Origin of the sequence: Novosphingobium sp. SG919 (assembly GCF_012932495.1) — a bacterium.
Classification (GTDB): Bacteria; Pseudomonadota; Alphaproteobacteria; order Sphingomonadales; family Sphingomonadaceae; genus Novosphingobium; species Novosphingobium rhizosphaerae.
In genome coordinates this window covers 1294369-1316965 of sequence record NZ_JABCNG010000001.1, presented here as the reverse complement: position 1 = coordinate 1316965, position 22597 = coordinate 1294369, and the positions used below count along the sequence as shown (strand labels likewise).

The following is a 22597-nucleotide window of genomic DNA, read 5'->3' as shown; positions in this document are numbered from 1 at the left end:
GCCCCTGGAATGACCGACAAGCTCACCGAAATCTGCGACACCACCCGCGCCGAAGTGGCCCGGCGCAAGGCCGCCACGTCGCTGGCAGACCTGGCCGCGCGCGCCGCCACGCAAACCGCGCCGCGCGGATTCGAAGCCGCACTGCGCACCCGCGCCGCCAGCGGTTTTGCCCTGATTGCCGAAATCAAGAAAGCTAGTCCCTCCAAGGGCTTGATCCGCCCCGATTTCCAGCCCGCCGAGCATGCCCGTGCCTATGAGGCAGGCGGCGCCGCCTGCCTTTCGGTGCTCACCGACGCGCCCTATTTCCAAGGACATGAGGATTTCCTCGTGGCCGCGCGTGCCGCCTGCGCGCTGCCGGTCCTGCGCAAGGATTTCATGGTCGATCCCTGGCAAGTGGCCGAAGCCCGCGCGATCGGCGCCGACGCGATCCTGATCATCGTCGCCGCGCTCAGCGATGCGCAGATGGCAGAGATCGAGGCGGCCGCGCGCGAGCACGGCATGGACGTGCTGGTCGAAGTGCATGACGAGGCCGAAATGGACCGCGCCGCGCAGCTCCATTCGCGGCTGATCGGGGTGAACAACCGCGATCTCAAGCGCTTCGTGACCGACATCGCCAACACCGAGCGGCTTGCCCCGCGCGCGCCCGAGGGCACCCTGCTGGTGGCCGAAAGCGGGATCAACCACCACGCCGATCTGGTGCGCCTCTCCGCCTGCGGGGCACGCACGTTCCTGGTGGGCGAAAGCCTGATGCGCCAGCCCGACGTGACGGCCGCAACCCAGGCCCTGCTCCAGGGCTGAGGGCGCCTTGGCGCGCAAGCTGTGGTTCGATGGCGGCTGCCGGCCCAACCCCGGCCGCATGGAAATGGCCGTCGTCGCGTGCGGCCAAACCTGGTTTGCGCCCGATTGCGGCAAGGGGGACAGCAATCGCGCCGAATGGCTGGCCCTGCTTGGCGCGCTGGACCTGGCCCGCCGCCTGGGCGAAAACGATGTGATCCTCTGCGGCGATTCCGCCTTCGTGATCGATCAGATCCGGGGTCGCACCGCCGCCCATCCCGCCTCGGCCGATTGCCTGGCAGCCTATCGGAACGGCCTCGTTTCATTTTCCCACGTGCGGGTGCGCCATGTCGGCCGCGCGCAGAACCTGGCCGGCATCGCGTTGGACCATCTGCGCGCCGGGTTGGCTCCGCCGCAGCCACTGGCCGAGCAAGAGGACTTGCGCGTTTTCCCGCACATGGCATGAGCAGGGCATGACGCAGCTTACCCATCTCGATGCCCAGGGCCATGCACGCATGGTCGATGTCGGCGCCAAGCAGCCCACGCAGCGCGTGGCCGTGGCGCGCGGCATGATCCGCATGTCAGACACCGCCCTTGCCGCGATCCGCGATGGCACCGTGCCCAAGGGCGATGTGCTGGCCACCGCGCGCATCGCCGGGATCATGGCGGCCAAGAAGACCGGTGAACTGATCCCGCTGTGCCACCCCCTGTCGCTCGATGCCGTGGCGGTGGAATTCGCGTTCGTCGAACAGGGTGTGGAATGCACCGCAACAGCCTCTCTCACCGCCAAGACCGGCGTGGAAATGGAAGCGATGACAGCCGCTTGCGTGGCCTTGTTGACAATCTACGATATGGCCAAGGCGGTGGACAAGGGCATGGTGATCGACGCGGTCCGCCTGGTGGCCAAGCGCGGCGGCAAGTCAGGCGATTGGTCTGCGCCATGACCAGCCCGGTTAGCAACGGCCGCCAGCCTCCGCTCCAACTGGAAGACGCGCAGGCCCGCCTGGTCGCCATGGCGCCACATCTTTCGGTAGAACATCGCGCCACCGCCGAAGCGCTGGGGCATTACCTTGCCGCCCCGCTCTTGGCCGCGCGCACCCAACCGGCCACTGCGCTTTCCGCCATGGATGGCTATGCCCTGCGTGGCGCGGATTTGCCCGGGCCGTGGACGGTATTGGGCGAAAGCGCGGCGGGCCATCCGTTTGCCGGCAATGTCGGGCATGGCGAGGCGGTGCGGATCAGCACGGGTGCGGCCATGCCGGCCGGCGCGGATTGCGTGCTCTTGCAGGAAGACGCCGCGCGCCAGGGCGATGCGCTCATGCTCACCGGCACCCCGCCCAGCCCGCCGTCGCGGCACATCCGCCCGGCCGGGATGGATTTTGCCACGCACGATCCGCTGTTGCCCACCGGCACGCGGCTTGGCGCCGCGCAGATTGCCCTGGCGATCGGCGCCGGGCACGGCCATGTGCCGGTGCGCCGCCGCCTGCGCCTGGCGGTGATCGACAGCGGCGATGAACTCGCCGCCCCCGGCCACCCCCTGCTGCCGCACCAGATCCCGGCCAGCAACGGGCCGATGCTGGCCGCCATGGCCGCGGCCCTGCCGGTTGACGTGCGGCGCATCGGCCCCGTGCCCGATCGGCTCGATGCCCTGGCCGCCGCCATCGATGGCGTGCGCGACGCCGATGTGGTGGTGACCAGCGGCGGCGCTTCGGTGGGCGATCACGATCTCGTCCGTCCGGCGCTTGAAGCGGTCGGCGCGCGCATCGATTTCTGGCGCGTGGCGATCAAGCCGGGCAAGCCGCTGCTGGTGGGCCATCGCGCCGCAACCTCGCTCGCCAGCCCGCAGGTGATCCTTGGCCTGCCAGGCAATCCGGCCTCGGCCTATGTCACGGCGCATTTGTTCCTGCTGCCGCTGCTGCGCGCGGCCCTGGGCGCAGCGCAACCCCTGCCCGCGCCGCTCCATGCCGCGCTGGCCCAGGCGTTGCCCGCTGGCGGCAGCCGCACCGAATTCCTGCGTGGCACATGGGATGGCCACGGCGTGACGCTCGATCCGCTGCAGGATTCCGGCGCCATTTCCCCCATCGCGCGGGCCAATTGCCTGGTGCGGCGCGAACCCGGCGCACCGATGCAACCGGAAGGGAGCCTTGTGCCGATCTATCTGCTCGATTTTGGCGGATTTGCTTGACGGGTTCGGTTTGGTTGCTTATTCGTTCCGCATTCGTTCGCCAAAGGAGACTTGCGGATGCTCACGCGCAAGCAGCACGAGCTGCTCTCGTTCATCCAGACGCGCCTTGATGATTCCGGCATTTCCCCTTCGTTTGAAGAAATGAAGGAAGCGCTCGATCTCAAGTCCAAGTCTGGCGTGCACCGCCTGATCTCCGCGCTGGAAGAGCGCGGCTTCATTCGTCGCCTGCCCAACCGCGCCCGCGCGCTTGAAGTGATCCGTGAGCCGGAAAGCCTGGCCACCAAGGCTGCCCCGCGCAATGCCACGCCACGCCCCGCTCCTGCGGCGGCCCGCCCCACTCCGGTGGCGGCGAACGACGTGATCGAAATCCCGCTGCACGGCCGCATCGCCGCCGGCGCCCCGATCGAAGCGCTGGAAGGTTCGGCCATGCTGCCCGTGCCCGCCGCCCTGCTCGGCTCTGGCGAGCACTACGCGCTTGAAGTGTCCGGCGATTCCATGATCGAGGCGGGCATTCTCGATGGCGACTATGCCCTGGTGCGCCGCACCAACACCGCCCGCGACGGTGAAATCGTCGTCGCCCTGGTGCGTGGTGAGGAAGCCACGCTGAAATACCTCCACCACGAAAAGGGCCAGATCCGGCTCGATCCTGCCAACGCGGCCTATGACCCGCAGTTCTACGCGCCTGATGAAGTGGAAGTGCAAGGCAAACTCGCCGGGCTGCTGCGCCGCTATCATTGATGCCCGACGCGGCGGATGATCATGCATCCGCCATGGGGATGACCGCAACAGGCGGGGCGGCAGTGGCAAGATAGCCATGGACCGCCCGCCACACCCGCCCGGCGAGCGCGGCCTGGTCCTGTTCCTGCCGCTCGCCGGCGGCATCGATCATCCCTTTGACGATGGCCATCACATCGTGCGCTGCTTCGTCCAGATCGCTCTGCGTGCCAAGGTCGGTCTGAATCAGCACAGTGCGCAAAATCCCATGGAGATGGCGCGATACGCGCTGCGTTTCCGGGTCATGCGGCATTCGTGCCTCTTCCACATCGAGCAGGCGCGCCAGCTTGGGCCGTCGCAATTGATGGGCCACGGCCGCGCCGATCATCCGGACCAGTGCCTCCTGGCCTGAAACGCGCGCCAGCGCCTCTTCGCACTCGGCAATCAGGATCGATGTCTCGCGCACGATCAGCGCGCCAACCAGCGCCTCCTTTCCGGGGAAATATTGATAGAGCGAACCCACGCTGACGCCCGCCCGCGCCGCAACCGCGTTGGTGGTCAGCGCGGCGATTCCCCCCTGCTCCAGAATGCGAGCCGCCGCCTCGACGATGGCCGCCACGGTTTCCACCGCCCGCGCCTGTCTCGGCAGTTTCCGGGGGACCTGGCGCGGTGGGGGAGACGGTTCGGGCATGGCGGGAATGCGAGTAGCCAAATGTGATGATCTGCTCGCATTTTAGGGGCCTCACTGCACGATGCAAGGATGCACCATGACCAAGCAATTTACCCCCGCGCTCACCGTCTTCATGCTGGTGAAAACTTCGCTCGAATGGCTCGGCTTTTCCATCGATCGCCGCTTCGCCCTGCTGGGCGAGCATGTCAGCCCGATACTCGAAAGATATGCCGACAGGGTGTCGCTGCGCTTTTTCGACGTGGAATTCTACGCCACGCGCGTCACCGACGTGTGGATGTGGGAAGCAGTCGATCACCACAGCTACGAGTTGCTGGTCGAAAGCCTGCGCGAAACGCCGTTTTGGGACCGATATTTCTCGATCGTCGAAATCCTGCCCGGCGTCGAGAACGCCTATGCCAACAATTATGATCGGCCAGCCCTGACGGCTTGAGCACCGCTGGCGTGGGACGAGCCGGCCGCCCGCCCCACGCCGCCGGCGCCGGGACAACCGGCACGGCAAGAACTGGCTCGCGATCGGCCAGCATGGTAGAAGCGCACATGGCCCAAATCACCTTGCTGCTCGCGTTTCTCGCAGCTGTTGCCATCCTGACGATCACGCCGGGTGTAGACACGGCACTGGTGCTTCGCGCAGCAGCGGTGGAAGGCAAGCCTGCCGCCGCGCGCGCTGCCCTGGGGATCGCGCTTGGCTGCCTGGCCTGGGGCGCGGCGGCCGCGCTCGGCCTCGGCGCTGTGCTGGGCGCCTCAAAGATCGCCTATACCGTGGTGAAACTGGCGGGCGCGGCCTACCTCCTGTGGCTGGGCATCAAGCTCTTGTGGAAACCGCGCGGCTCCTTGGATAGCGGCGCCGGTTCAACCCGCGCCAACACGGCGACAAACGCGTTCTGGCGCGGCTTCCTCACCAACCTGCTCAATCCCAAGGTGGGTGTGTTCTACGTCACCTTCCTGCCCCAGTTCGTACCGCCTGGCGCGAACGTGGCGGCCTATTCGTTCGGGCTGGCCTGCGTCCATGTCGTGCTGGGACTGGCCTGGTTCGCGGCGCTGATCGCAGCCACCGCGCGACTGGGCACGGCCCTGCAGAAACCTCGCCTTGTTACCATGCTCGATCGTCTGACGGGCGGGGTCTTCGTGGGCTTCGGCCTGAAGCTGGCTGTTTCCTCCGCCCGCTAGACCGCAGAATTTCACCTTCGCCGGAAAAGTAGTGCACCTGGCCGAAAAACCAGCCCTTTGTCGACTGGCCGGCTGCATCGCATAACGGCCGGAAGCGGGCGCGCCGCGTCAGGGCAGCGCGACTGGAATGGGCAAACTTGCTATCGGAATCCACGGTGGATCCGGTTGTCCGCCAAGCGCTCGGGCTTCCATCGGCGTCCACGCCGAGCCGAAAGTGCAGTTGGGCTTGCTCCCCGCCTGCAACGGACCGCCGGGAAAATCGCCAGGATCAATACACTAACCCCGAGGATGGCGGGGCTTCCGCCATCGTCGCTTACAGCCCCAGCTTTGCATCAGATCATCCACGCAGCCGTCCAGCGCTGCCAGCGCCGGCATCACCGCCCAGCCACCTTCGCCTGGCAACAGGGCTGCGTCCCCGTCAAGGCAGGGCGCCTCACCCACGGCTCCGGCGCCGGAAACCAGCCGTGCTGGCCTTCGCCTTGGGCAACAGTCACCACTTTGCCTCTGGCGAGGTAGATCGCCAGCCCGCCGGTTTGGCGCAACAGGCGGCGATCGGCCGTGAGCCAGCGCGGGTGGCACGTGACCGGCAGGGTGCGATCGGCGATGACGATATCCGCCTCTGCGCAGGCGCGGGCGAGGTCGCCAAGGTCAACGCGGTCGCGGCCCCGGCTCATCAGCACGGTATAGGCCTGGCCCTGTCGCACCAGCACGGCGCGGCAGAAATCCTCGTTGCACCGCGCGCCGCGCCAGGTGTCGAGACTGCGCGCCTCACCCTCCAGCCCGGCGTTTTCCAGCAGCGTGGACGGGGTATAGTCGCTGCGCGTGTCGCGCAGCATCAGCAGGTCGGGCCCTTCGCCCGCAAGGCCGACATGGTGCCCATCGCCGGTCACCAGCACATCGGGCGTGGGCTGCAACACTGTCAGCATGGCGCCGAGACATATGGGCACGAAACCCCACAGCCGCACTTTGCCGGTCCACAGCGCCAGCCACAGGAGGCCCGCCACCAGCAGGCCGAACACCCATCCCGGCATGCCCGGCATCAGCGTCACCGCGCCCGGCTGCGCGGCGGTGACATGGGCCAGCCACAGCAGGCCATCGAGCGATTTGCCCGCCGCCCACCAGGCCGGCGCGCCCCAGCCGGCCAGATCGAGAAACAGCGCCAGCGCGATCAGGGGCATCGTGACGAACGTGGTCAGCGGGATCGCCACCACGTTGGCTGCCGCGCCATAGATGCCGGCGCGGTGGAAATGAAACAGCGCCATCGGCATCAGCGCCAGTTCGATCACCAGGCCGGTGGCCAGCACCAGCGCCAGGTGCCGCGCCAGCCGCATCGGCCAGCCTTCGTGCGGGTGGGCCAGGAACCGCCGCGCCGGAGCCGAACTGTCGAACGCGATAATCGCGATGACCGAGCCGAAGCTCATCTGGAAACTGGGGCCCACCACGGCTTCGGGCCAGAACAGCATGACGATGAACGCCGCCACCGCCAGCATGCGCAGCGAGAGCGGATCGCGCCCCAGCGCCAAGGCCAGCAGCACCAGCAGCGCCCCCAGGCACGAGCGGATCGTGGGCACTTCCGCGCCGGTCAGCAGGGTATAGCCAATGCCGGCCAGCGCACCCATTGCCGCGGCCGCCAGCGGCACGCGCAGGCGCAGGGCAAGGAACGGCACCAGCGCCAGCAATCGCGCGGTGATGAAATAGACCGCGCCCACCACGGCGCTGACGTGCAAGCCGCTGATCGACAACAGGTGCGTCAGGCCCGCGTCGCGCATCGCGTCTTCGTCGCTCGGCGCAATGCTGCCGCGATCGCCACTGGCAAAGGCAGCGGCGATCGCGCCGGGTGATCCGCCCAGTTGCGCACGGATATGATCGGCCAGGCGTTGGCGCACGGCATCGAGCCGCGTGCCCGGCGGGGCGGGCGCGATCAGCGTGAGCGGGCCCACACTGCTGCCCGTCGCCATCAATCCCGAAAACCATGCGCTGCGGGCAAAATCGAAGCCACCGGGCACCATCGGCGGGGCGGGCGGCATCAGGCGCGCACGCAGGCGCACCCGCGCGCCATCGCCCAGCCTGGTGTCGCTGCCGGCCGAATCGCCCGGCGGCAGCGGTACATTGATCCGCACCTGCCCGGCCCTCACCATGCCCGACGGCAACAGGATCTGGGTGGCCAGCGTCACCCGCATGCGGCCTTGCGCGGCCTGAACCTGGCGATCGACCACGGTGCCTTCCAGCATGGCGAGCATGGGCCGGGGAATCGGCGGCGTGCCCAAAAAGGCAGACTTGACCCAGATCGTGGCGCAGCCGGCCGCCGCCATCAGCCCCAGCGAAAGCACGGCCAGTCGCAAATGGGCGAGTCGGCCGTCTCGATCGCGAGGCAGCACCAGCAGCAAAATTCCACCGATTCCAGCCAGAAAAGCAACCCAGTGGTACACCCCTGGGAGCACCACCCAAGCGCAGATTCCCGCCGCAAACGCTACACTTAGCCAGGGACCGCGCTCAGTCCCGCGCTGATCGATCCACGCATTCGCATGCGCGAGCATGCTGGACAAACGCGCCGCTTTGGCCCAATGGCGCCCGAGCCCGTTCGGTCCCATATCAAGACCGGTTTCAACCGGGCCGGCACCAGCGCCTTCGCCTTGCGGCGCAGGACGAACAAGCGGTGTCGCGAGAGAACCGGCCATGCGCCGAATAGGAAGGAATGCGCCCTCGATGGCAAGCCAGACTGACACCGTTTCTGCAGGATCGGGCACGGCCAGCGCCAGCCCGGCAGCACGCGTTGTCACCCGCTTTGCTCCATCGCCCACGGGCTTCCTGCATATCGGTGGTGCCCGCACCGCTCTGTTCAACTGGCTTTATGCCCGCCATCACGGCGGCACTTATCTGCTGCGCATCGAGGATACCGATCGCGCGCGTTCCACGGACGCAGCGATCGACGCGATCTTCGACGGCCTCAACTGGCTGGGCCTGGGCGGCGATGCCGATCCGGTGTTCCAGTTCGCCCGTTCCGATCGCCATGCGCAGGTCGCCAACCAGTTGCTGGACGCGGGCCACGCCTATCGCTGCTATCTGACGCAGGAAGAACTCGCCGCCCGCCGCGCCAAGGCGCAGGAAGAGCGCCGCCCCTTCCGCCTCGAAAGCGAATGGCGCGATGCCGATCCGGCCACTTGGCCGGCGGACAAGCCCTATGTCATCCGCGTCAAGGCGCCGCGCGAGGGCGAAACCGTGATCGAGGATGCCGTTCAGGGCACGATCACCGTGCAGAACGTGGAAATCGACGATTTCGTCATTCTGCGTGGCGATGGCACGCCCACCTATATGCTGGCCGTGGTGGTCGACGATCATGACATGGGCGTGACCCACGTGATCCGGGGCGATGATCACATCAACAATGCCTTCCGCCAGCTCGTGGTGATCCGCGCGATGGACGCGATCGAGGGTGGCTGGCCCGACCCCGTCTATGGCCATATCCCGCTGATCCATGGCGCCGACGGGGCCAAGCTGTCCAAGCGCCACGGCGCGCTGGGCGTGGACGCCTATCGCGACGAGATGGGCCTGCTGCCCGAAGCGGTGTTCAACTATCTGCTGCGCCTGGGCTGGGGCCATGGCGACGAGGAAATCATCAGCCGCGACCAGGCGGTGGAATGGTTCGACATCGCCAATGTCAACAAGGGCGCCTCGCGGTTCGACCTCAAGAAGCTGCTCAACCTCAACGGGCACTATCTGCGCGAAGCCGACGATGCGCGCCTGGCCGATCTGGTTGCGCCGCGCCTGGAATCGCTCGTGCCCGCGCACGATCGCGCCAAGCTGGTCGAGGCCATGCCGGTGCTCAAGGTGCGCAGCGCCGATCTCAACGAACTGGCCAAGGGCGCGGTGTTCCTGTTTGCCCAACGCCCGCTGGCGCTCGATGAAAAGGCGCAAGGGTTGCTGACCGCGGATGCGCGGGCAATCCTTGCCAAAGTCGTGACGCGGCTTGAGGGCGCAAACGACTGGACAGCGCCGGCGCTGGAGGCCAATCTCAAGCAAATGGCCGAGGAGCTGGGAGTGGGATTGGGCAAGATCGCCCAGCCTTTGCGCGCAAGCCTGACGGGACAAGCGACCTCACCTGGAATTTTCGATGTCCTGGTTCTCCTCGGCAAGGAGGAGAGCCTGGCCCGTTTGCGTGACCACGCTGCCTGACGAGGGCAGCACACAGAACACACTGTTTCTTTGTACAGGAGAGCCTAGCGTGAGCGACAATCAGGCTACTTTGACCATTGATGGCAAGACCATCGACCTTCCGGTCAAGAGCGGCACCATCGGGCCGGACGTCCTCGACATCCGTAAGCTTTACGGCCAGTCGGGCAAGTTCACCTACGACCCGGGCTTTACCTCCACTGCCAGCTGCGACAGCGCGATCACCTATATCGATGGTGACGAAGGCGTCCTGCTGCACCGCGGCTATCCGATCGGCCAGCTGGCCGAGCATTCCAGCTTCATGGAAGTGAGCTACCTGCTGCTCAACGGCGAACTGCCGAACAAGGACGAGTTGGACAGCTTCACCCGCACGATCACGCGCCATACCATGGTGCATGAACAGCTCAGCAGCTTCTACAGCGGCTTCCGCCGTGACGCCCACCCCATGGCCGTGATGTGCGGCGTGGTCGGTGCGCTTTCGGCGTTCTATCACGATTCGACCGATATCGCCGATCCGCAGAACCGCACGATCAGCTCGCATCGCCTGCTTGCCAAGATCCCCACGATCGCGGCGATGGCCTACAAGTATTCGGTCGGTCAGCCGTTCCTCTATCCGCGCAACGACCTGTCCTACACCGGCAACTTCCTGCGCATGACCTTCGGCGTTCCGGCCGAGGAATATGAAGTGATCCCCGAAGTCGAACGCGCGATGGATCGCATCTTCATCCTGCACGCCGACCACGAGCAGAACGCCTCGACCTCGACCGTGCGCCTTGCCGGCTCGTCGGGTGCCAATCCGTTCGCCTGCATCGCGGCCGGCATTGCCTGCCTGTGGGGCCCGGCACACGGCGGCGCCAACGAAGCGGCGCTCAACATGCTGCGCGAGATCGGCACACCCGACAAGATCCCGCACTACATCGAGCGCGCCAAGGACAAGAACGATCCGTTCCGCCTGATGGGCTTTGGCCACCGCGTCTACAAGAACTACGATCCGCGCGCCACGGTGATGCAGAAGACCGTGCGCGAAGTGTTCGACGCGCTCAAGGTCAACGATCCGCTGTTCGAAACCGCGCTGCGCCTGGAAGAAATCGCGCTGAACGATCCCTACTTCATCGAAAAGAAGCTGTTCCCCAACGTGGACTTCTATTCGGGGATCATCCTGTCGGCGATCGGTTTCCCGACCACCATGTTCACCGTGCTGTTCGCCCTGGCCCGCACCGTGGGCTGGGTGGCCCAGTGGAACGAAATGATCAGCGATCCCGGCCAGAAGATCGGCCGCCCGCGTCAGCTCTACACCGGGCCGACGCAGCGCGACTATGTGCCGATCGAAAGCCGCTGAGCGGGTATCGATAGATGAAAAGGAAGGCGGCCATGGCAATGATCCTGCGGATTTTTGGCGTGGCCGCCTTTTTGATGGGCCTGTTGTGGATGGCCCAGGGGCTTGGCCTGGTGCACTGGCCCCGCGAAAGTTTCATGCTCGACCAGCGCCCGTGGGCGTGGCGCGGGCTGGCATTGGCGCTGCTTGGCATCGCCGCCGTATGGCGCGCCGGGCGCCGTCGCTGACGCCCGGGCATTTCCGCCTCACTTCATTGCATTATCCAATCCCCAAGGCGCTGCTCATTCGAACGCGGCGGGATCGGGCGTGGGCGCCAGGCAGGCCTGCCGGTTCCCATCCTGGCAGGCTGCGACTTGCGCATGCCAGGCATCCATCGCGCGCCCATAGGCTGCTTCGCGCCGCGCCTGCGTGGTGCGGATCATCGCGATCGTCTGCGCGCGGCCCTTCAGGGCCTGGTGGTACCGCTGCAATTCGGCGTGCTGCCGGGCCTGAACGCTGGCCATGTCCGCAGCCAGAGCCTGTCCCATGTCGACATTGGCGGCGCGCGTGCCGGGATCATAGCCGGGCGCGACCACGCCCGGCGGCGACGACACCGATGCTGCGGCCGACCCGTCGTTGAAGGGCTGGTTGGGATCTACTGCCTGGGCCAGCGCCGGGCTGGCCACCAATGCGCCGGCCAAGCCGGCCATTACCATCATCCTGATCATCGCGAACCTTTCCAGAAAGACGCCAGGTGGTCCCCAACGGCAGCAGGCTTACCGGTTGCGATCTGAATGTGGTTGGAATGGCCGGCAAATCTGCCGTTCACGTTCGGACAGGCGGGGTCGGGATGGCGCGGTTCAGCGCGCGTTGACGATCCCGGCACTCGGCACGTCGGCCGGCAGCGTGAGCATGAAGCGCGCCCCTGCCCCCGGCGTGCTGGAAACGGTCAGGTCTCCCGCCATGGCGCGGGCAAGGCGGCGCGAGATATAGAGGCCCAGGCCAGAGCCCCCGTCGCCGCTGCGCCCCAGTCTTTCGAACTTCTCGAACACCCGCGACGCCTGCTCGGCAGTCAGCCCTTCGCCGTGGTCTTCCACCGCGATCCAGGCGGTGGCGCCTTCCACCCCGCAGGCCAGCGTGACCGTGGCCTGTGCCGGGGTATAGCGGATCGCATTGCTGAGCAGGTTGAGCAGCACCTGGAGCACGCGGCGGAATTCGCCAATGGCCGGGGCATGGCAATCCTCTTCCGGCAGGGCCAGCACGATCCCGCGCTCGCGCGCGCGGACCGAGAGGATGCCAGCGGCGCGGCGTGCGCAATCGGCCAGGTCGATATGGTCGGGCGCGGGGGCAAAGCCGGGGGCTTCCACCGCGTCGAGGTCTGCCAGATCCTCCACCAGGCCCAGCAGATGCCGCCCCGCCTCGGCGATATCGGCGGCATAGTTGCCATAGGCATCGGCCAGCGGCCCGGCCAGGCGGCTACGGATGGTTTCAGCATTGGCGATGATCCGGCTGATCGGCTGGCGCAGCGCCGGGGCAAGATCTCTCCCGAGAAAGCCGGTCCAGGGCGGCAGGGCGGCGCCGGCCCCCGCTGGCGCCGGTTCGGCCTGGGGCAGCAGCGCCGGATCGGCCGGCAGGGCCAGGATCGTTTCGGGCAGCAGCAGCAGGTCGAACCCGCTTCCCACCCTGGGCAAGAGGCGCACACGCCAGCGGCGCGGCGATCCGGCCACGTCAACCACCATGTCGTCCAACAGGCGCCAGTGCAGCCGGGCCATGTCGACCCGGCCCGGACGACCGCCATTCCGGCCGCCGTCCCGGCCATCTTCACCCAGGCCGAGCGACAGGGCCGCGCAGGCGGTCCAATGCCGGCCGGTGGCGCCGGCAAGATCGGTGGCCAGTTCGACCAGGTCTGGCGCTTGGCAATCGGCCGCGATCACGCGTTGCTGCGCATCGAGCAGCACGTGTCCTTGTGCTAGATGATGCCACAGCGCGGCGTCATCGGCCGGTGGCAGGCCCGCATCCGGCGCGGGCGCGCGGCGCCAATCGCGCAGGACAAGATCGATGCTGTCGCCATCGGGCACGGCGCGCGCCTGAAACGCGATGGGGCATTCGCCGTCCATCGCCAGGATCGGCCGCGCCTGGGCCAGGCCGGTGGCGCGCACCTGGCGCACCAGGGCAAGAAGGGCGGGAATGGCGAGCAAGCCCGGCAGGGTGCCACCGGCAGCAGCCTGCAAGCGGGCCAGTGCCTCGTCGGCCGCAACCAGTTGGTCGCCCGCATCGCACCGGGCGCGGATCGGATCGGCCGCGGCCAAGGTCAGGTGCCCAGCCCGGCTTGCGCCAGCCGCGCCACGGCCGCCTGGGGGGCCAGCGCTGCCAGGCTCGCAGGAACAAGCGCCTCGGGATGGAACACCGCCACGTGCGCGCGCACGGCATCGCCATCAAGCCCCGCTGCACGCAGGACCAGGGCCAGGCGTGCGACCTGGGCCGGCGCGGCCAGCAGCGCGGCATCCTCGCGCGGGGCGCCCATGGCGCGGGCCAGCGCCGTCAGGAACAGCGCCGGGCCGGCGTGCAGCGGATCGAGCGCCGCAGCCGGATCGGGCAAGGCATCGACCAGCCGGCGCAGCAGGGCCAGCCGGCCGCGTTCGGCATCGAAGCGCAAGCGCAGCGACCGCTCGGCAATGATCGCGCGGCTCTGCGCCTCGGCATCGTCGTGGGCGCGGGCATGCAGCGTGCCCAATGCGATCCGCAGCAGATCCTGGGGCAATTCGTCGAGCGGCAAAGCCATGCGCCGCTGCGCCTGGCAGAACCGCGCCTGCGCCACCAGCACGGCCATGGCCAGGGCAGCCCGGTCGCCCTGCTGGCCTGAACCATCTTCGACGGGGTGGTCGGCGGCGGCCATGGCCGCTTGGATCAAGGGCGGCACGATCATGTCCACGCCGTGCGCCTGCTCGAGCCGGCAGGCCATCTGCCATTCCAGCGCCTGGCCGTGAACAGCCGCAAGGAACGCCCCGTTGGCACAAAGCAGGCCGGAAAATCCCGCCACGTCATCGACATCGGGCGCGGCACCAGCGTCGGCACCACCGGCCTGGGCCAGCGCGACGGCAAGCTGGCGGGCAACGTCGTCCACCATCCCGCGCACATGGGCAATCACCGCGTCGCCAAACACTTCGCGCTCTTCCCCCAGCACGAGATGGCGCAGGATCGGGGCCGTGCTGTCGAGCGCGGCAGACGCGCGCGCCAAGCCGGCTGCGAACCAGGCATCGTCGCCAAGGGAATAGGGCGCAGGGTTTTGCATGCCCGTGGTTCTAGGTTCCATTGGTTAGCAAGCGGTTAGGAAACAGACCATGCGCCTGTGCCAGAGCCGTTGCAAGCAGGGCGAGAACGATCAGGCGCAACCCGGTTTCCAGCGGCATGAACAGGCCCACCACCAGCAAGGCCAGCGCCACCAGCAGACGGTCGCACAGCCAGGTCGTCCAGCGGAAATCGCGCAGGATCGCGGGGAACAGCCACAGGATCAGCACCAGCACGAGCGGCGGAAACCACGCCGTCTGCGCCGTGGCACTGCCGGCGACGCGCCAGGCACACGTGGCGACCAGCGCGGCATCGAGCAGCGGGCCGAACATCGCCACGCCGCGCAAGTGGCCGGCCGGCTCCAGCAGCGAATCCTCCTCCACCTTGGCCAGCAGCCGCGCGGTCTGCAACACCACCCAGCCCAGGCCGAGCAGGGCAAAGGAAAGGCCCGCGCGCCCCCACCACCCAGCGCCCAGCGCCAGGAACACCAGCAACAGCGCCGCCATCGCCACCACCCAGGGCCGCGTGCGCGCATGGAGCAGCGCCGGGCCGGCGCGCCGCACGGCCTGCACCGCCAGCCATTCACCCGGAGAGCGGACGTGGCTGGCAGCAGTATGCTGGGCCAGCCAATCGTTTTCGGCGGCATGGGCATCGGCCTCGCCCCGTACCAGGCGCCAGCGCCCGGTATCGAGCAAGGCCTGGGGGACGTTGCGCAATGGCAAGCGCGCCTGGGTGGCAAGGCGCAGGAGCGCCGCCACCGGATTCCATTCGGGCGGCAGATCGCCCAACCCGGCAACCACGCGCCCGGGCATCCGCAAGGCACCCGCCCAGGCGTGGTTGATGTCGATCCGCTCGAACCCGGCGGCAACGCCCGCTTCCACCGGCAGGGCCAGCACGCCGGGCGCCTCGTCCAGGATGCGGCGCGCGTCCTCGGGCATCGCCAGGAACCCTTCGGCAAAGGCAAAGAGTTCGTCCTCGGCCGAAACCAGCGGCACCAGGGCGCGGGCGGCGGTGATCACGTGAAAGCGGGCACCCCGCTGTTCGGCGACGTGCTGGATCTCCACGATCTCGGCCGAGAGCATTTCGGCATGGACGACGATTCGCGTGGCGCCCAGCGCCAGGGCCAGGCCAAGCTGGTGGCGGGCGATACTGTGGCCGGCGATCGGCAGGAAACCGGGGTTTCCGCCCGGCTGGCCGGCCCCCTCGCCCGTCAGATCGACCGGCATGTTTTCCATCAACGAAATGAGCGCGACCCGCAAGTGAATGCCTCCTGATCGCCGCATGGTAGGGCGCCAGCCCCGACATGCCAAGCGCCCGTCCGGCGCCGACGTGCGGCAATCCGTTAAGCCCGGCAGCGTCGCCGTTCAGGCCGGCTGGCCGCCCTCGGGCAGAATGTCGGGTCCGGCGCGAAAATCGTCGAGCCAGGCGGCAATGCGCCGCAGCACCGCCGGATCGCCCGGCGCCCCGGCCAGGGCCTGCTCGGCCAGGGCCATCAGTCCCTCGGCATGGAACGATGCCGCCAGACCCTTGAGCCGCATGCCGGCCATCGACCAGTTTCCGTCGCACCGCGACCGGCGCATCAGATCAAGCTGGCGCTGCGCGCTGTCAAGAAACGCGCTGCGCAGTTCCACGAACAGCGCGGGATCGCTGCCGGCCACGGCCGCCAGCTGGGCATCGATCGGGTCACCAAGATAGGCCATGCTGTTGATAGTGTCGCATCAGGGCTTAAGGCGGGTTTAACCGGTGGCCTTTTCCGTGATACAAGCCCGCCATGAACGGGGGACCACGGATCATTCCGATCGAAGCCAACCAGCCGGAATCCGGCGGGAAAGGCCTGGCGCTGGATCGCGAACACGCGGAAGGTTCCCTGTTATTGCCAGAACTTGCACCCCAATCCGAAGACGATGTCGAGGATGATGCGCCCGCCGCTCCAACGCCTTGGCCGCTGGCCTTGGCCGGCGCGCTGATCGCCGTGTGGACGGGGTTCTACCTATGGGCCAGCGTGCCCGGCCTGATCGCCGTGCACAGCGCGGCGGCCTGGGCCTCGGCCACCGGCCAGTGGGCTGCCCCCGTGCTCGTCGTGCTGGTGGGACTGTTGCTGGTGCAGCGTGGCAGCGGGCGCGAGGCGCGGCGCTTTGCCAGCATTGCCAGCGGTCTCTCGCGCGAATCGGCGCAGCTGCATGGCCGGCTCGGCACGATCAACACCGAATTGGCCCTTGCCCGCGATTTCATCGCTGCCCAGGCACGCGACCTTGACGCATTGGGCCGCATGGCGGCCGATCGGCTTTCCACCCATGCGGAAAGCCTGCGCGGCCTGATCCAGGACAACGGCGCGCAAGTAAACGCGATTGCCGACGTTTCGGCCAATGCGCTGGACAACATGGAAAAGCTACGCAGCCAGCTGCCCGTGATCGCCAACAGCGCCAAGGACGTGACCAATTCCATCGCCAATGCCGGGCGCAATGCGCACGTGCAATTGGAAGACATGGTCGCAGGGTTCCAGCGCCTGAATGAATTCGGCCTGGCCAGCGAACGCCAGGTCAGCACCGTGCGCGAGCAGGTGCAGGCCGCGCTGGGCGTATTGAACGCTGCCGGGGCAGACCTTGCCCGCCAGACCGAGGCGCGCTTTGCCACCCTGCAAGAGGAAGTGGGCAGCCACCGCGCCGCGCTGGACCAGGAAGAGCATGCCGCGCTGGCCGCGATCCGCGCCCGTGCCCAGGCGCTGGCCGACACCCTGGAGGAGCAGCGCCGCACCCTCGCCCGCGCCGAGCGCGAAAGCCTGGCGGCCTTGGAACAGCGGCTGGCGACATTGCAGGAAGCCAGCAGCACGCTGGGTGCCGCGGTGGCCGAGCAGGAAAGCGCCGCGCTGGCAAGCTGGCAGGCGCGCAGCGAAGCCCAGATGCGCAGCCTTCGTGCTGCGCTGGACGAATTGGCCGCGGCGCAGGATCGCAGCCAGGCACAGGCGCAGGCCCGCCTCGCCCAGTTTGCCGAGGAAAGCCGCACCCTGGTGGCCGCGCTCGATAGCGAAGGCGCGGCGATCGACGCGGCCGTGGCCGAACGGCGCGCCACCCTGGCCGCCGGCGCCGACGAGCAGCGCGAGACGCTCGCCCGCCGCATGGTGGAAATCGACCGCGCGATTGCCGAGCGCCGCACCGCGCTGGCCGCCGCCGCCAACGAAGCCACCGAAACGCTGGCCCACAGGCTCGCCGATCTGGACCGCGCGCTCGATACCCAGCGCAACCGCCAGCAGGACGAGGCACGGCGCCTGGCCGCGCAATGCGATACCGCCGCCTCGCGCGCTGCCGAACTGGCCGAAACGCTGGCGGCATCGGCCGCCACCGGCGATGCCACGGCCCAGGCGGTGGATCGCGCGCTGGCACTGCTGCGCACGCGCCTGTCCGAAACCGGCATCGAACTGACCGCGCAGGACGATCACATCGCGCGCACCACCGATGCCGCCGTGCGCCTGCTCGAACTGATCCAGGCGACGGGCCAGCACAGCCGCACCGAACTGCCCGAAGTGCTGCGCGCCAGCGAGGCCGGGCTGGACCAGTTGGACCAGCGCGTGGCCGCGCTGCACGCCGGCCTGGGCGAAGCTGGCAGCAAGGGCGCGGCCCTGGCCGAGACCGTGCGCGACACCAGCGCCGATATTGCCGCCACGCTGGCCCACGTTGCCCGCCTGCACCAGGCCTTTGCCGAGCAGGCCGAAGCCGAGCGCACCCAGTTGCAGGAACTGCGCGCCAGCCTGGAAACCGCGCGTGGCGAGGCCGAGGCCCTTTCCGGTGACATGACCGGCACGATGGCCACCGCGATCGACCGGCTCAACGCCGCAGCCCGCGCTGCCGGCGAAACCATGGGCAGCACGCTGCACACCGAGATCGACGCCCTGGCCGCGCGCCTGGGCGATGAAGGCAACGCCGCCATCGCGCGCGTGCTGCAAGGGCGCGGGGCGGAATTGATCGCCCGGCTCGAACAGGCGATCGACAGTGCCGCCGCCGCCAGCCGCGACAGCGCCGTGCAGATGCGCGACCAGTTGGCCAAGGTGGACGAACTGGCCGCCAACCTGGAAAATCGCGTGGCGCGCGCCCGCGAGCGCGCCGAGGAGCAGGTAGACAACGATTTTGCCCGCCGCACCGCGTTGATCACCGAATCGCTCAATTCCGCCGCGATCGACATTGCGCAGGCGCTTTCGGCCGACGTTTCGGAAACCGCTTGGGCTTCCTATCTGCGTGGCGACCGCGGCATCTTCACCCGACGCGCGGTCAGCCTGCTCGATAGCGCCGATGCCAAGGCCGTGCAGCAGCACTATGCCGGCGACGCCGAGTTTCGTGGCCACGTGAACCGCTATATCCACGATTTCGAAGGCATGCTGCGCCAATTGCTATCCACCCGCGATGGCAATGCCCTGGGCGTGACGCTGCTCTCGTCCGACATGGGCAAGCTCTATGTCGCGCTGGCGCAGGGGATCGAGCGGCTGCGGGCGTGAGCATGAGCGAGAGCTTGCGTTAGGCTTCGCACCACCCCCAACCCCCTCCTCTAAAGAGGAGGGGGCTTTTGTTTCAGCTCGTTAGCTCCCCCTCCTCTTTAGAGGAGGGGGTTGGGGGGTGGTGGAACCCTCAAGCCAACGCCGCTGCAAACCCCCGCAAATCGGCCGCGAACCGCGCTTCCTCGGCCTCGCGCGCGGCGCCATCCAGGCGCAGCAGGTAGCTGGGGTGGCAGGTCAGCCAGATTTCCGCCCCGTCCTGCCGGGCCAGCAACCCGCGTTCGCGCTGCACGCTGGCGGTGCGGCCGATAAGGGCGCGGGCAGCGCTGGCGCCCAGGGCCAGGATCAGGCGCGGCGCAACAAGGCTGCGCTCGCGATCCAGCCACCAACGGCAGGTGTCGATTTCGCCGGCTGTCGGCGTCTGGTGCAGGCGCCGTTTGCCGGTGGGTTCATGCTTGAAATGCTTCACCGCGTTGGTCAGCCAGCCCTGCGCCGGATCGATGCCCGCCTGCTTGAGCTGCGCGCGCAGGACTTGCCCGGCCGGGCCCACGAAAGGGCGCCCTTCGCGTTCCTCGTTGTCGCCCGGCTGCTCCCCCACGATCATGAAGGCCCGGCGGCGGGTGCCTTCGCCCGGCACCGCGCGGGTGCCGTTGCAACCGATGGCGCACTGGCGGCACGCCGCAATGCCATCGGCAAGACCGGCCAGGCTTTCGGGCGCCGGCCCGAAATCCTGGCGGCCCAGATCGACCATCGCCGCCTCGCGCGCCTGGGCACCGGCGATCAGATCGGGGATCAGGGCCGCTTCGGGCATGTTCTTCCAATACTTGCGCGGCATCTCCTTGAGCATGGCGCCCACTTTCAGCCGCGCCGGATTGAAGATGTTGGCGTAATAGGTCCGCCACAGCTCTTCCAGCGGGTCGCCACCGGGCGCGTCGAGCCGCGTGGCCGGTGGCCCTTCTTCCAGCACCGAACCGTTCCAGTGCAGCGAACCGTCCGGCGTCAGGATCGACCAGCGCATCGTGCCGAAGCGGCGCACGAAAAAGCCGGCATTGGCGCGCAGGATGTGATGGTCCGGCTCGAACCAGGCGACGAAGCGTTCGGCATGGCCTGGCCCATCGCCCACGCCCCGAAAGCGCAGGAAGGCGCGCATCTTGTGAATGTCGCGGCGCACCGGGCGCGCCAGCTGGTCCAGGCGCCGCACCAGCGGGTCGGCCGCGTCCTGCGCCGCGCGGGGCCGATCCTGCAAGCGCCAGAGCAGGCGATAGGCCAGGTCGAACCGCTGCGGCGCGCGATGCAACAGCGCCACGCGCACCAGACCAAGGAACGCCTTGCTGGCCCGCACCGGCGCTGCGCCTGGGCGCGGTGGCGGGATCGGCGTGGGGCCTTGCGCAAACAGGTCACCCGTGCCCTGCCCCGGCTCTTCCCACACCACGTCGTCTGGCGCCACGCCGGCCAGGATCAGGCTGCGCGCCGCATCGCGCCAGGCCTCGGTGTCGTCAGGGGCAGGCAGGCACACGCGCAAGGGTCATGCCCCGAACAGTTCGAGCTGCTGGGCCTTGGGCGGCGCCAGGCGGCTGCGCAGGTCAGCCCGGTCGACCAGCAGAGTGGGTCGCCAATCGGCGGTGACGATGAACGGACGCACCTTGGCCAGCGAAACGGTGAGCCGGCCCACGTCTTCCAGGCGCAGCCGGCGCTGGCGGCGGGCGGCCAGCAGCGCATTGACCGCGCGCACGCCCAGCCCCGGCACGCGCAGCAGCGCCTCGCGCCCGGCGCGGTTCACATCCACCGGGAAAGACTCGCGAAAGCGCAGCGCCCAGGCCAGCTTGGGATCGATATCGAGCGGCAGCATGCCGTCTGCTCCGGCGGCCTGCTGCACCTCGTGCGGGGCATAGCCATAGAAGCGCATCAGCCAGTCTGACTGGTAAAGCCGGTGCTCGCGCATCAGCGGCGGGCGCTGCAACGGAAGCACCGCGCTGGCATCGGGGATCGGGCTGAACGCCGAATAATAGACGCGGCGCAGGCGAAAGCGGCTGTAGAGCGTGGCCGAGCGGCCGACGATATCAGCGTCGCTGGCCTGGTCCGCGCCCACGATCATCTGCGTGGATTGCCCGGCGGGGGCAAAGCGCGGCGCGTGGCGGAACCGCTTGCGCGCGTCCTTGGCTTCCACGATCGCGCTGCCGATATGCGCCATCGCCCCTTCGATCACCGGGGTGGACTTGTCGGGCGCCAGCCGCGCCAGGCCCGCCTGGGTGGGCAATTCGACGTTGATCGAGACGCGATCGGCATAGAGCCCCGCACGGGCGACCAGTTCGGCATCGGCTTCAGGGATCGTCTTCAAGTGGATATAGCCGCGAAACTCGTGCTCTTCGCGCAGGATCCGCGCCGCCTCGATCAACTGCTCCATCGTATGGTTGGATGATCGCACGATGCCCGAGGACAGGAACAGCCCCTCGATATAGTTGCGGCGATAGAATGCGATGGTCAGGTCAGCCACTTCCTGCGGGGTGAACCGCGCCCGACGCACGTTGGAACTCTTGCGATTGACGCAATAGTGGCAATCGAAAATGCAGTGGTTGGTCAGCAGGATCTTGAGCAGCGAGATGCACCGGCCATCGGGCGCATAGGCATGGCAGATGCCCATCCCCTCGGTCGAGCCAAGGCCCTTGCCGCCCGCGCTGTTGCGCTTGGCCGTGCCCGAAGACGCGCAACTGGCATCGTATTTGGCGGCATCGGCCAGGATGCCCAGACGTTCCATCACCGTAGGTTGCGACATTTGTTCCTTATACGTTCCATATCGCACCGGCGCCAGCGGCATTTTGGGCAATGGGTTGGAACGGACCGGGCCTCGCGCCGGTTATAGGCGCGGAGGGGGAAGACTTTTTGCGGAGTTTTCCGACAATGCCCAAGATCGAAACGCGCGACGGCACCCGGCTCTATGTCAAGTCGTGGGGCCAAGGCCCTGCGGTGGTGTTGATCCATGGCTGGCCGCTCAATTCGGACAGCTGGGACCCCGTCATGCATGCCCTGGCCCAGGCCGGGTATCGTGCTATCGCTTATGACCGGCGCGGGTTCGGCCGGTCTGACCAGCCCGGCCACGGCTATGATTACAATACCTTTGCCGATGACCTGGCCGATGTTCTGGAAGCGACCGAAGCACGGCCGGGGGCTGCGCTGGTGGGCTTTTCCATGGGTGGCGGCGAAATCGCCCGTTATCTCTCGCGCCATGGCGCCGATGGCATCAACCGGGTGGCGCTGGTTTCCTCGGTCGTGCCCTACATGGCCAAGACCGACGACAATCCCGAAGGCGTGCCGGCGGAAACCTTTGCCGAAATGACCGATGGCATGCTGACCGACCGTGCCAAGTTCATGGCCCAGTTCCTCAAGGATTTCTATGGCGTTGGGCTACTGACCCAGCCGGTGAGCGACGAACAGCTCAAGCTTTCGTGGAACCACACCATGCAAGCGGGCCTGCTGCCCACCCTCACTGCGGCCAATGCCTTTGCCACCACCGATTTCCGGGGTGACCTGCCCAGCTTCACCGTGCCCACCCTGGTCATCCATGGCACGTCGGACAAGACCGTGCCGATCGAAGCAACCGGGCGCGCCGTGGCCCGTGCGGTGCCCCATGCCACGTTGCTGGAATATTCCGGCGCGCCGCACGGCGTGTTTGCCACGGCCACCGATCGCCTGATCGCTGATCTCATCGATTTCCTGGCTGGCAAGCGGCCAGAGGATCGCGAGGCCGTGATCGACGCATTGCCGGCGGCAATGCTCGCCAACCCGATGATGTAAAACGCCCTTGAGCAGGAG

At 67.9% G+C, this 22597-nt stretch carries 21 protein-coding genes; 12 read left to right on the top strand and 9 right to left on the bottom strand.

Annotated elements, in window-relative coordinates; all coding sequences use genetic code 11:
- Window positions 1-9: 9 nt before the first annotated feature.
- The 5 genes from trpC to lexA are packed head-to-tail and all read left to right on the top strand — an operon-like array spanning window position 10 to window position 3697.
- Entirely contained in the window at window positions 10-798 is a 789-nt protein-coding gene (trpC, locus tag FHT19_RS05900; protein WP_169474268.1) for an indole-3-glycerol phosphate synthase TrpC, read from the top strand.
- Window positions 799-805: 7 nt separating this feature from the next.
- Complete coding sequence (locus FHT19_RS05895; protein WP_248290284.1) at window positions 806-1240, top strand: reverse transcriptase-like protein; 435 nt, start codon at window positions 806-808, stop codon at window positions 1238-1240.
- A 7-nt stretch (window positions 1241-1247) separates the two neighbouring features.
- The gene (gene moaC / locus FHT19_RS05890) at window positions 1248-1718 is read left to right on the top strand and encodes a cyclic pyranopterin monophosphate synthase MoaC (RefSeq protein ID WP_169474267.1); all 471 of its coding nucleotides are present in this window, start codon (window positions 1248-1250) and stop codon (window positions 1716-1718) included.
- Window positions 1715-2959, top strand: coding sequence for a molybdopterin molybdotransferase MoeA (locus tag FHT19_RS05885; protein WP_169474266.1), 1245 nt, complete (start codon window positions 1715-1717; stop codon window positions 2957-2959). Before moaC ends, FHT19_RS05885 begins: the two co-directional genes overlap by 4 nt.
- Window positions 2960-3016: 57 nt before the next feature.
- Entirely contained in the window at window positions 3017-3697 is a 681-nt protein-coding gene (gene lexA / locus FHT19_RS05880; protein WP_168554674.1) for a transcriptional repressor LexA, read from the top strand.
- Between the two features lie 19 nt (window positions 3698-3716).
- Here lexA and FHT19_RS05875 read toward each other — a convergent pair whose 3' ends face one another.
- A complete protein-coding gene (locus FHT19_RS05875) occupies window positions 3717-4364 on the bottom strand; it encodes a TetR/AcrR family transcriptional regulator (RefSeq protein ID WP_168554673.1) in 648 nt (215 codons plus the stop codon).
- A gap of 76 nt (window positions 4365-4440) precedes the next feature.
- Between FHT19_RS05875 and FHT19_RS05870 the strand changes: the two genes are divergently transcribed.
- Both FHT19_RS05870 and FHT19_RS05865 read left to right on the top strand, forming a co-directional pair.
- A complete protein-coding gene (locus FHT19_RS05870) occupies window positions 4441-4794 on the top strand; it encodes a darcynin family protein (protein ID WP_169474265.1) in 354 nt (117 codons plus the stop codon).
- 107 nt (window positions 4795-4901) lie between these two features.
- Window positions 4902-5531, top strand: a complete 630-nt coding sequence (locus FHT19_RS05865; RefSeq protein WP_169474264.1) for a LysE family translocator — start codon at window positions 4902-4904, stop codon at window positions 5529-5531.
- A 374-nt stretch (window positions 5532-5905) separates the two neighbouring features.
- Here FHT19_RS05865 and FHT19_RS05860 read toward each other — a convergent pair whose 3' ends face one another.
- Window positions 5906-8068: a ComEC/Rec2 family competence protein gene (locus FHT19_RS05860; RefSeq protein WP_169474944.1), complete on the bottom strand. Its 2163-nt coding sequence runs from the start codon at window positions 8066-8068 to the stop codon at window positions 5906-5908.
- 169 nt (window positions 8069-8237) lie between these two features.
- Between FHT19_RS05860 and gltX the strand changes: the two genes are divergently transcribed.
- The 3 genes from gltX to FHT19_RS05845 are packed head-to-tail and all read left to right on the top strand — an operon-like array spanning window position 8238 to window position 11264.
- Entirely contained in the window at window positions 8238-9704 is a 1467-nt protein-coding gene (gene gltX, locus FHT19_RS05855; protein WP_169474263.1) for a glutamate--tRNA ligase, read from the top strand.
- Between the two features lie 49 nt (window positions 9705-9753).
- Window positions 9754-11040: a citrate synthase gene (locus tag FHT19_RS05850; RefSeq protein ID WP_168554668.1), complete on the top strand. Its 1287-nt coding sequence runs from the start codon at window positions 9754-9756 to the stop codon at window positions 11038-11040.
- A 32-nt stretch (window positions 11041-11072) separates the two neighbouring features.
- A complete protein-coding gene (locus tag FHT19_RS05845; protein WP_168554667.1) occupies window positions 11073-11264 on the top strand; it encodes a hypothetical protein in 192 nt (63 codons plus the stop codon).
- Window positions 11265-11318: 54 nt separating this feature from the next.
- Here the strand turns inward: FHT19_RS05845 and FHT19_RS05840 are convergent, their stop codons facing one another.
- The 5 genes from FHT19_RS05840 to FHT19_RS05820 all read right to left on the bottom strand — a co-directional run bounded on the left by FHT19_RS05840 (window position 11319) and on the right by FHT19_RS05820 (window position 16004).
- Entirely contained in the window at window positions 11319-11726 is a 408-nt protein-coding gene (locus tag FHT19_RS05840) for a hypothetical protein (RefSeq protein ID WP_168554666.1), read from the bottom strand.
- 150 nt (window positions 11727-11876) lie between these two features.
- On the bottom strand, window positions 11877-13325 hold the full coding sequence (locus FHT19_RS05835; protein ID WP_169474262.1) for a HAMP domain-containing sensor histidine kinase: 1449 nt from the start codon (window positions 13323-13325) through the stop codon (window positions 11877-11879).
- Between the two features lie 2 nt (window positions 13326-13327).
- Entirely contained in the window at window positions 13328-14308 is a 981-nt protein-coding gene (locus FHT19_RS05830; RefSeq protein WP_169474261.1) for a hypothetical protein, read from the bottom strand.
- Window positions 14309-14318: 10 nt separating this feature from the next.
- Complete coding sequence (locus tag FHT19_RS05825; protein ID WP_246865889.1) at window positions 14319-15563, bottom strand: hypothetical protein; 1245 nt, start codon at window positions 15561-15563, stop codon at window positions 14319-14321.
- Between the two features lie 105 nt (window positions 15564-15668).
- Window positions 15669-16004, bottom strand: a complete 336-nt coding sequence (locus FHT19_RS05820) for an Hpt domain-containing protein (protein WP_169474260.1) — start codon at window positions 16002-16004, stop codon at window positions 15669-15671.
- A 71-nt stretch (window positions 16005-16075) separates the two neighbouring features.
- Between FHT19_RS05820 and FHT19_RS05815 the strand changes: the two genes are divergently transcribed.
- Window positions 16076-18790, top strand: coding sequence for a hypothetical protein (locus FHT19_RS05815; protein ID WP_169474259.1), 2715 nt, complete (start codon window positions 16076-16078; stop codon window positions 18788-18790).
- A gap of 130 nt (window positions 18791-18920) precedes the next feature.
- Here the strand turns inward: FHT19_RS05815 and FHT19_RS05810 are convergent, their stop codons facing one another.
- Window positions 18921-20303: a UdgX family uracil-DNA binding protein gene (locus FHT19_RS05810; protein ID WP_248290282.1), complete on the bottom strand. Its 1383-nt coding sequence runs from the start codon at window positions 20301-20303 to the stop codon at window positions 18921-18923.
- A gap of 9 nt (window positions 20304-20312) precedes the next feature.
- A complete protein-coding gene (locus FHT19_RS05805; RefSeq protein WP_169474257.1) occupies window positions 20313-21560 on the bottom strand; it encodes a putative DNA modification/repair radical SAM protein in 1248 nt (415 codons plus the stop codon).
- Window positions 21561-21685: 125 nt separating this feature from the next.
- Between FHT19_RS05805 and FHT19_RS05800 the strand changes: the two genes are divergently transcribed.
- Window positions 21686-22579, top strand: coding sequence for an alpha/beta hydrolase (locus FHT19_RS05800; RefSeq protein ID WP_169474256.1), 894 nt, complete (start codon window positions 21686-21688; stop codon window positions 22577-22579).
- Window positions 22580-22597: the final 18 nt, after the last annotated feature.

Coding starts and splice junctions, on each gene's coding strand:
- trpC (WP_169474268.1), top strand. CDS start 10: ATGACCGACAAGCTCACCGAAATCTGCGACACCACCCGCGCCGAAGTG.
- moaC (WP_169474267.1), top strand. CDS start 1,248: ATGACGCAGCTTACCCATCTCGATGCCCAGGGCCATGCACGCATGGTC.
- FHT19_RS05885 (WP_169474266.1), top strand. CDS start 1,715: ATGACCAGCCCGGTTAGCAACGGCCGCCAGCCTCCGCTCCAACTGGAA.
- lexA (WP_168554674.1), top strand. CDS start 3,017: ATGCTCACGCGCAAGCAGCACGAGCTGCTCTCGTTCATCCAGACGCGC.
- FHT19_RS05875 (WP_168554673.1), bottom strand. CDS start 4,364: ATGCCCGAACCGTCTCCCCCACCGCGCCAGGTCCCCCGGAAACTGCCG.
- FHT19_RS05870 (WP_169474265.1), top strand. CDS start 4,441: ATGACCAAGCAATTTACCCCCGCGCTCACCGTCTTCATGCTGGTGAAA.
- FHT19_RS05865 (WP_169474264.1), top strand. CDS start 4,902: ATGGCCCAAATCACCTTGCTGCTCGCGTTTCTCGCAGCTGTTGCCATC.
- FHT19_RS05860 (WP_169474944.1), bottom strand. CDS start 8,068: ATGCTCGCGCATGCGAATGCGTGGATCGATCAGCGCGGGACTGAGCGC.
- gltX (WP_169474263.1), top strand. CDS start 8,238: ATGGCAAGCCAGACTGACACCGTTTCTGCAGGATCGGGCACGGCCAGC.
- FHT19_RS05845 (WP_168554667.1), top strand. CDS start 11,073: ATGGCAATGATCCTGCGGATTTTTGGCGTGGCCGCCTTTTTGATGGGC.
- FHT19_RS05840 (WP_168554666.1), bottom strand. CDS start 11,726: ATGGCCGGCTTGGCCGGCGCATTGGTGGCCAGCCCGGCGCTGGCCCAG.
- FHT19_RS05830 (WP_169474261.1), bottom strand. CDS start 14,308: ATGCAAAACCCTGCGCCCTATTCCCTTGGCGACGATGCCTGGTTCGCA.
- FHT19_RS05820 (WP_169474260.1), bottom strand. CDS start 16,004: ATGGCCTATCTTGGTGACCCGATCGATGCCCAGCTGGCGGCCGTGGCC.
- FHT19_RS05815 (WP_169474259.1), top strand. CDS start 16,076: ATGAACGGGGGACCACGGATCATTCCGATCGAAGCCAACCAGCCGGAA.
- FHT19_RS05805 (WP_169474257.1), bottom strand. CDS start 21,560: ATGTCGCAACCTACGGTGATGGAACGTCTGGGCATCCTGGCCGATGCC.
- FHT19_RS05800 (WP_169474256.1), top strand. CDS start 21,686: ATGCCCAAGATCGAAACGCGCGACGGCACCCGGCTCTATGTCAAGTCG.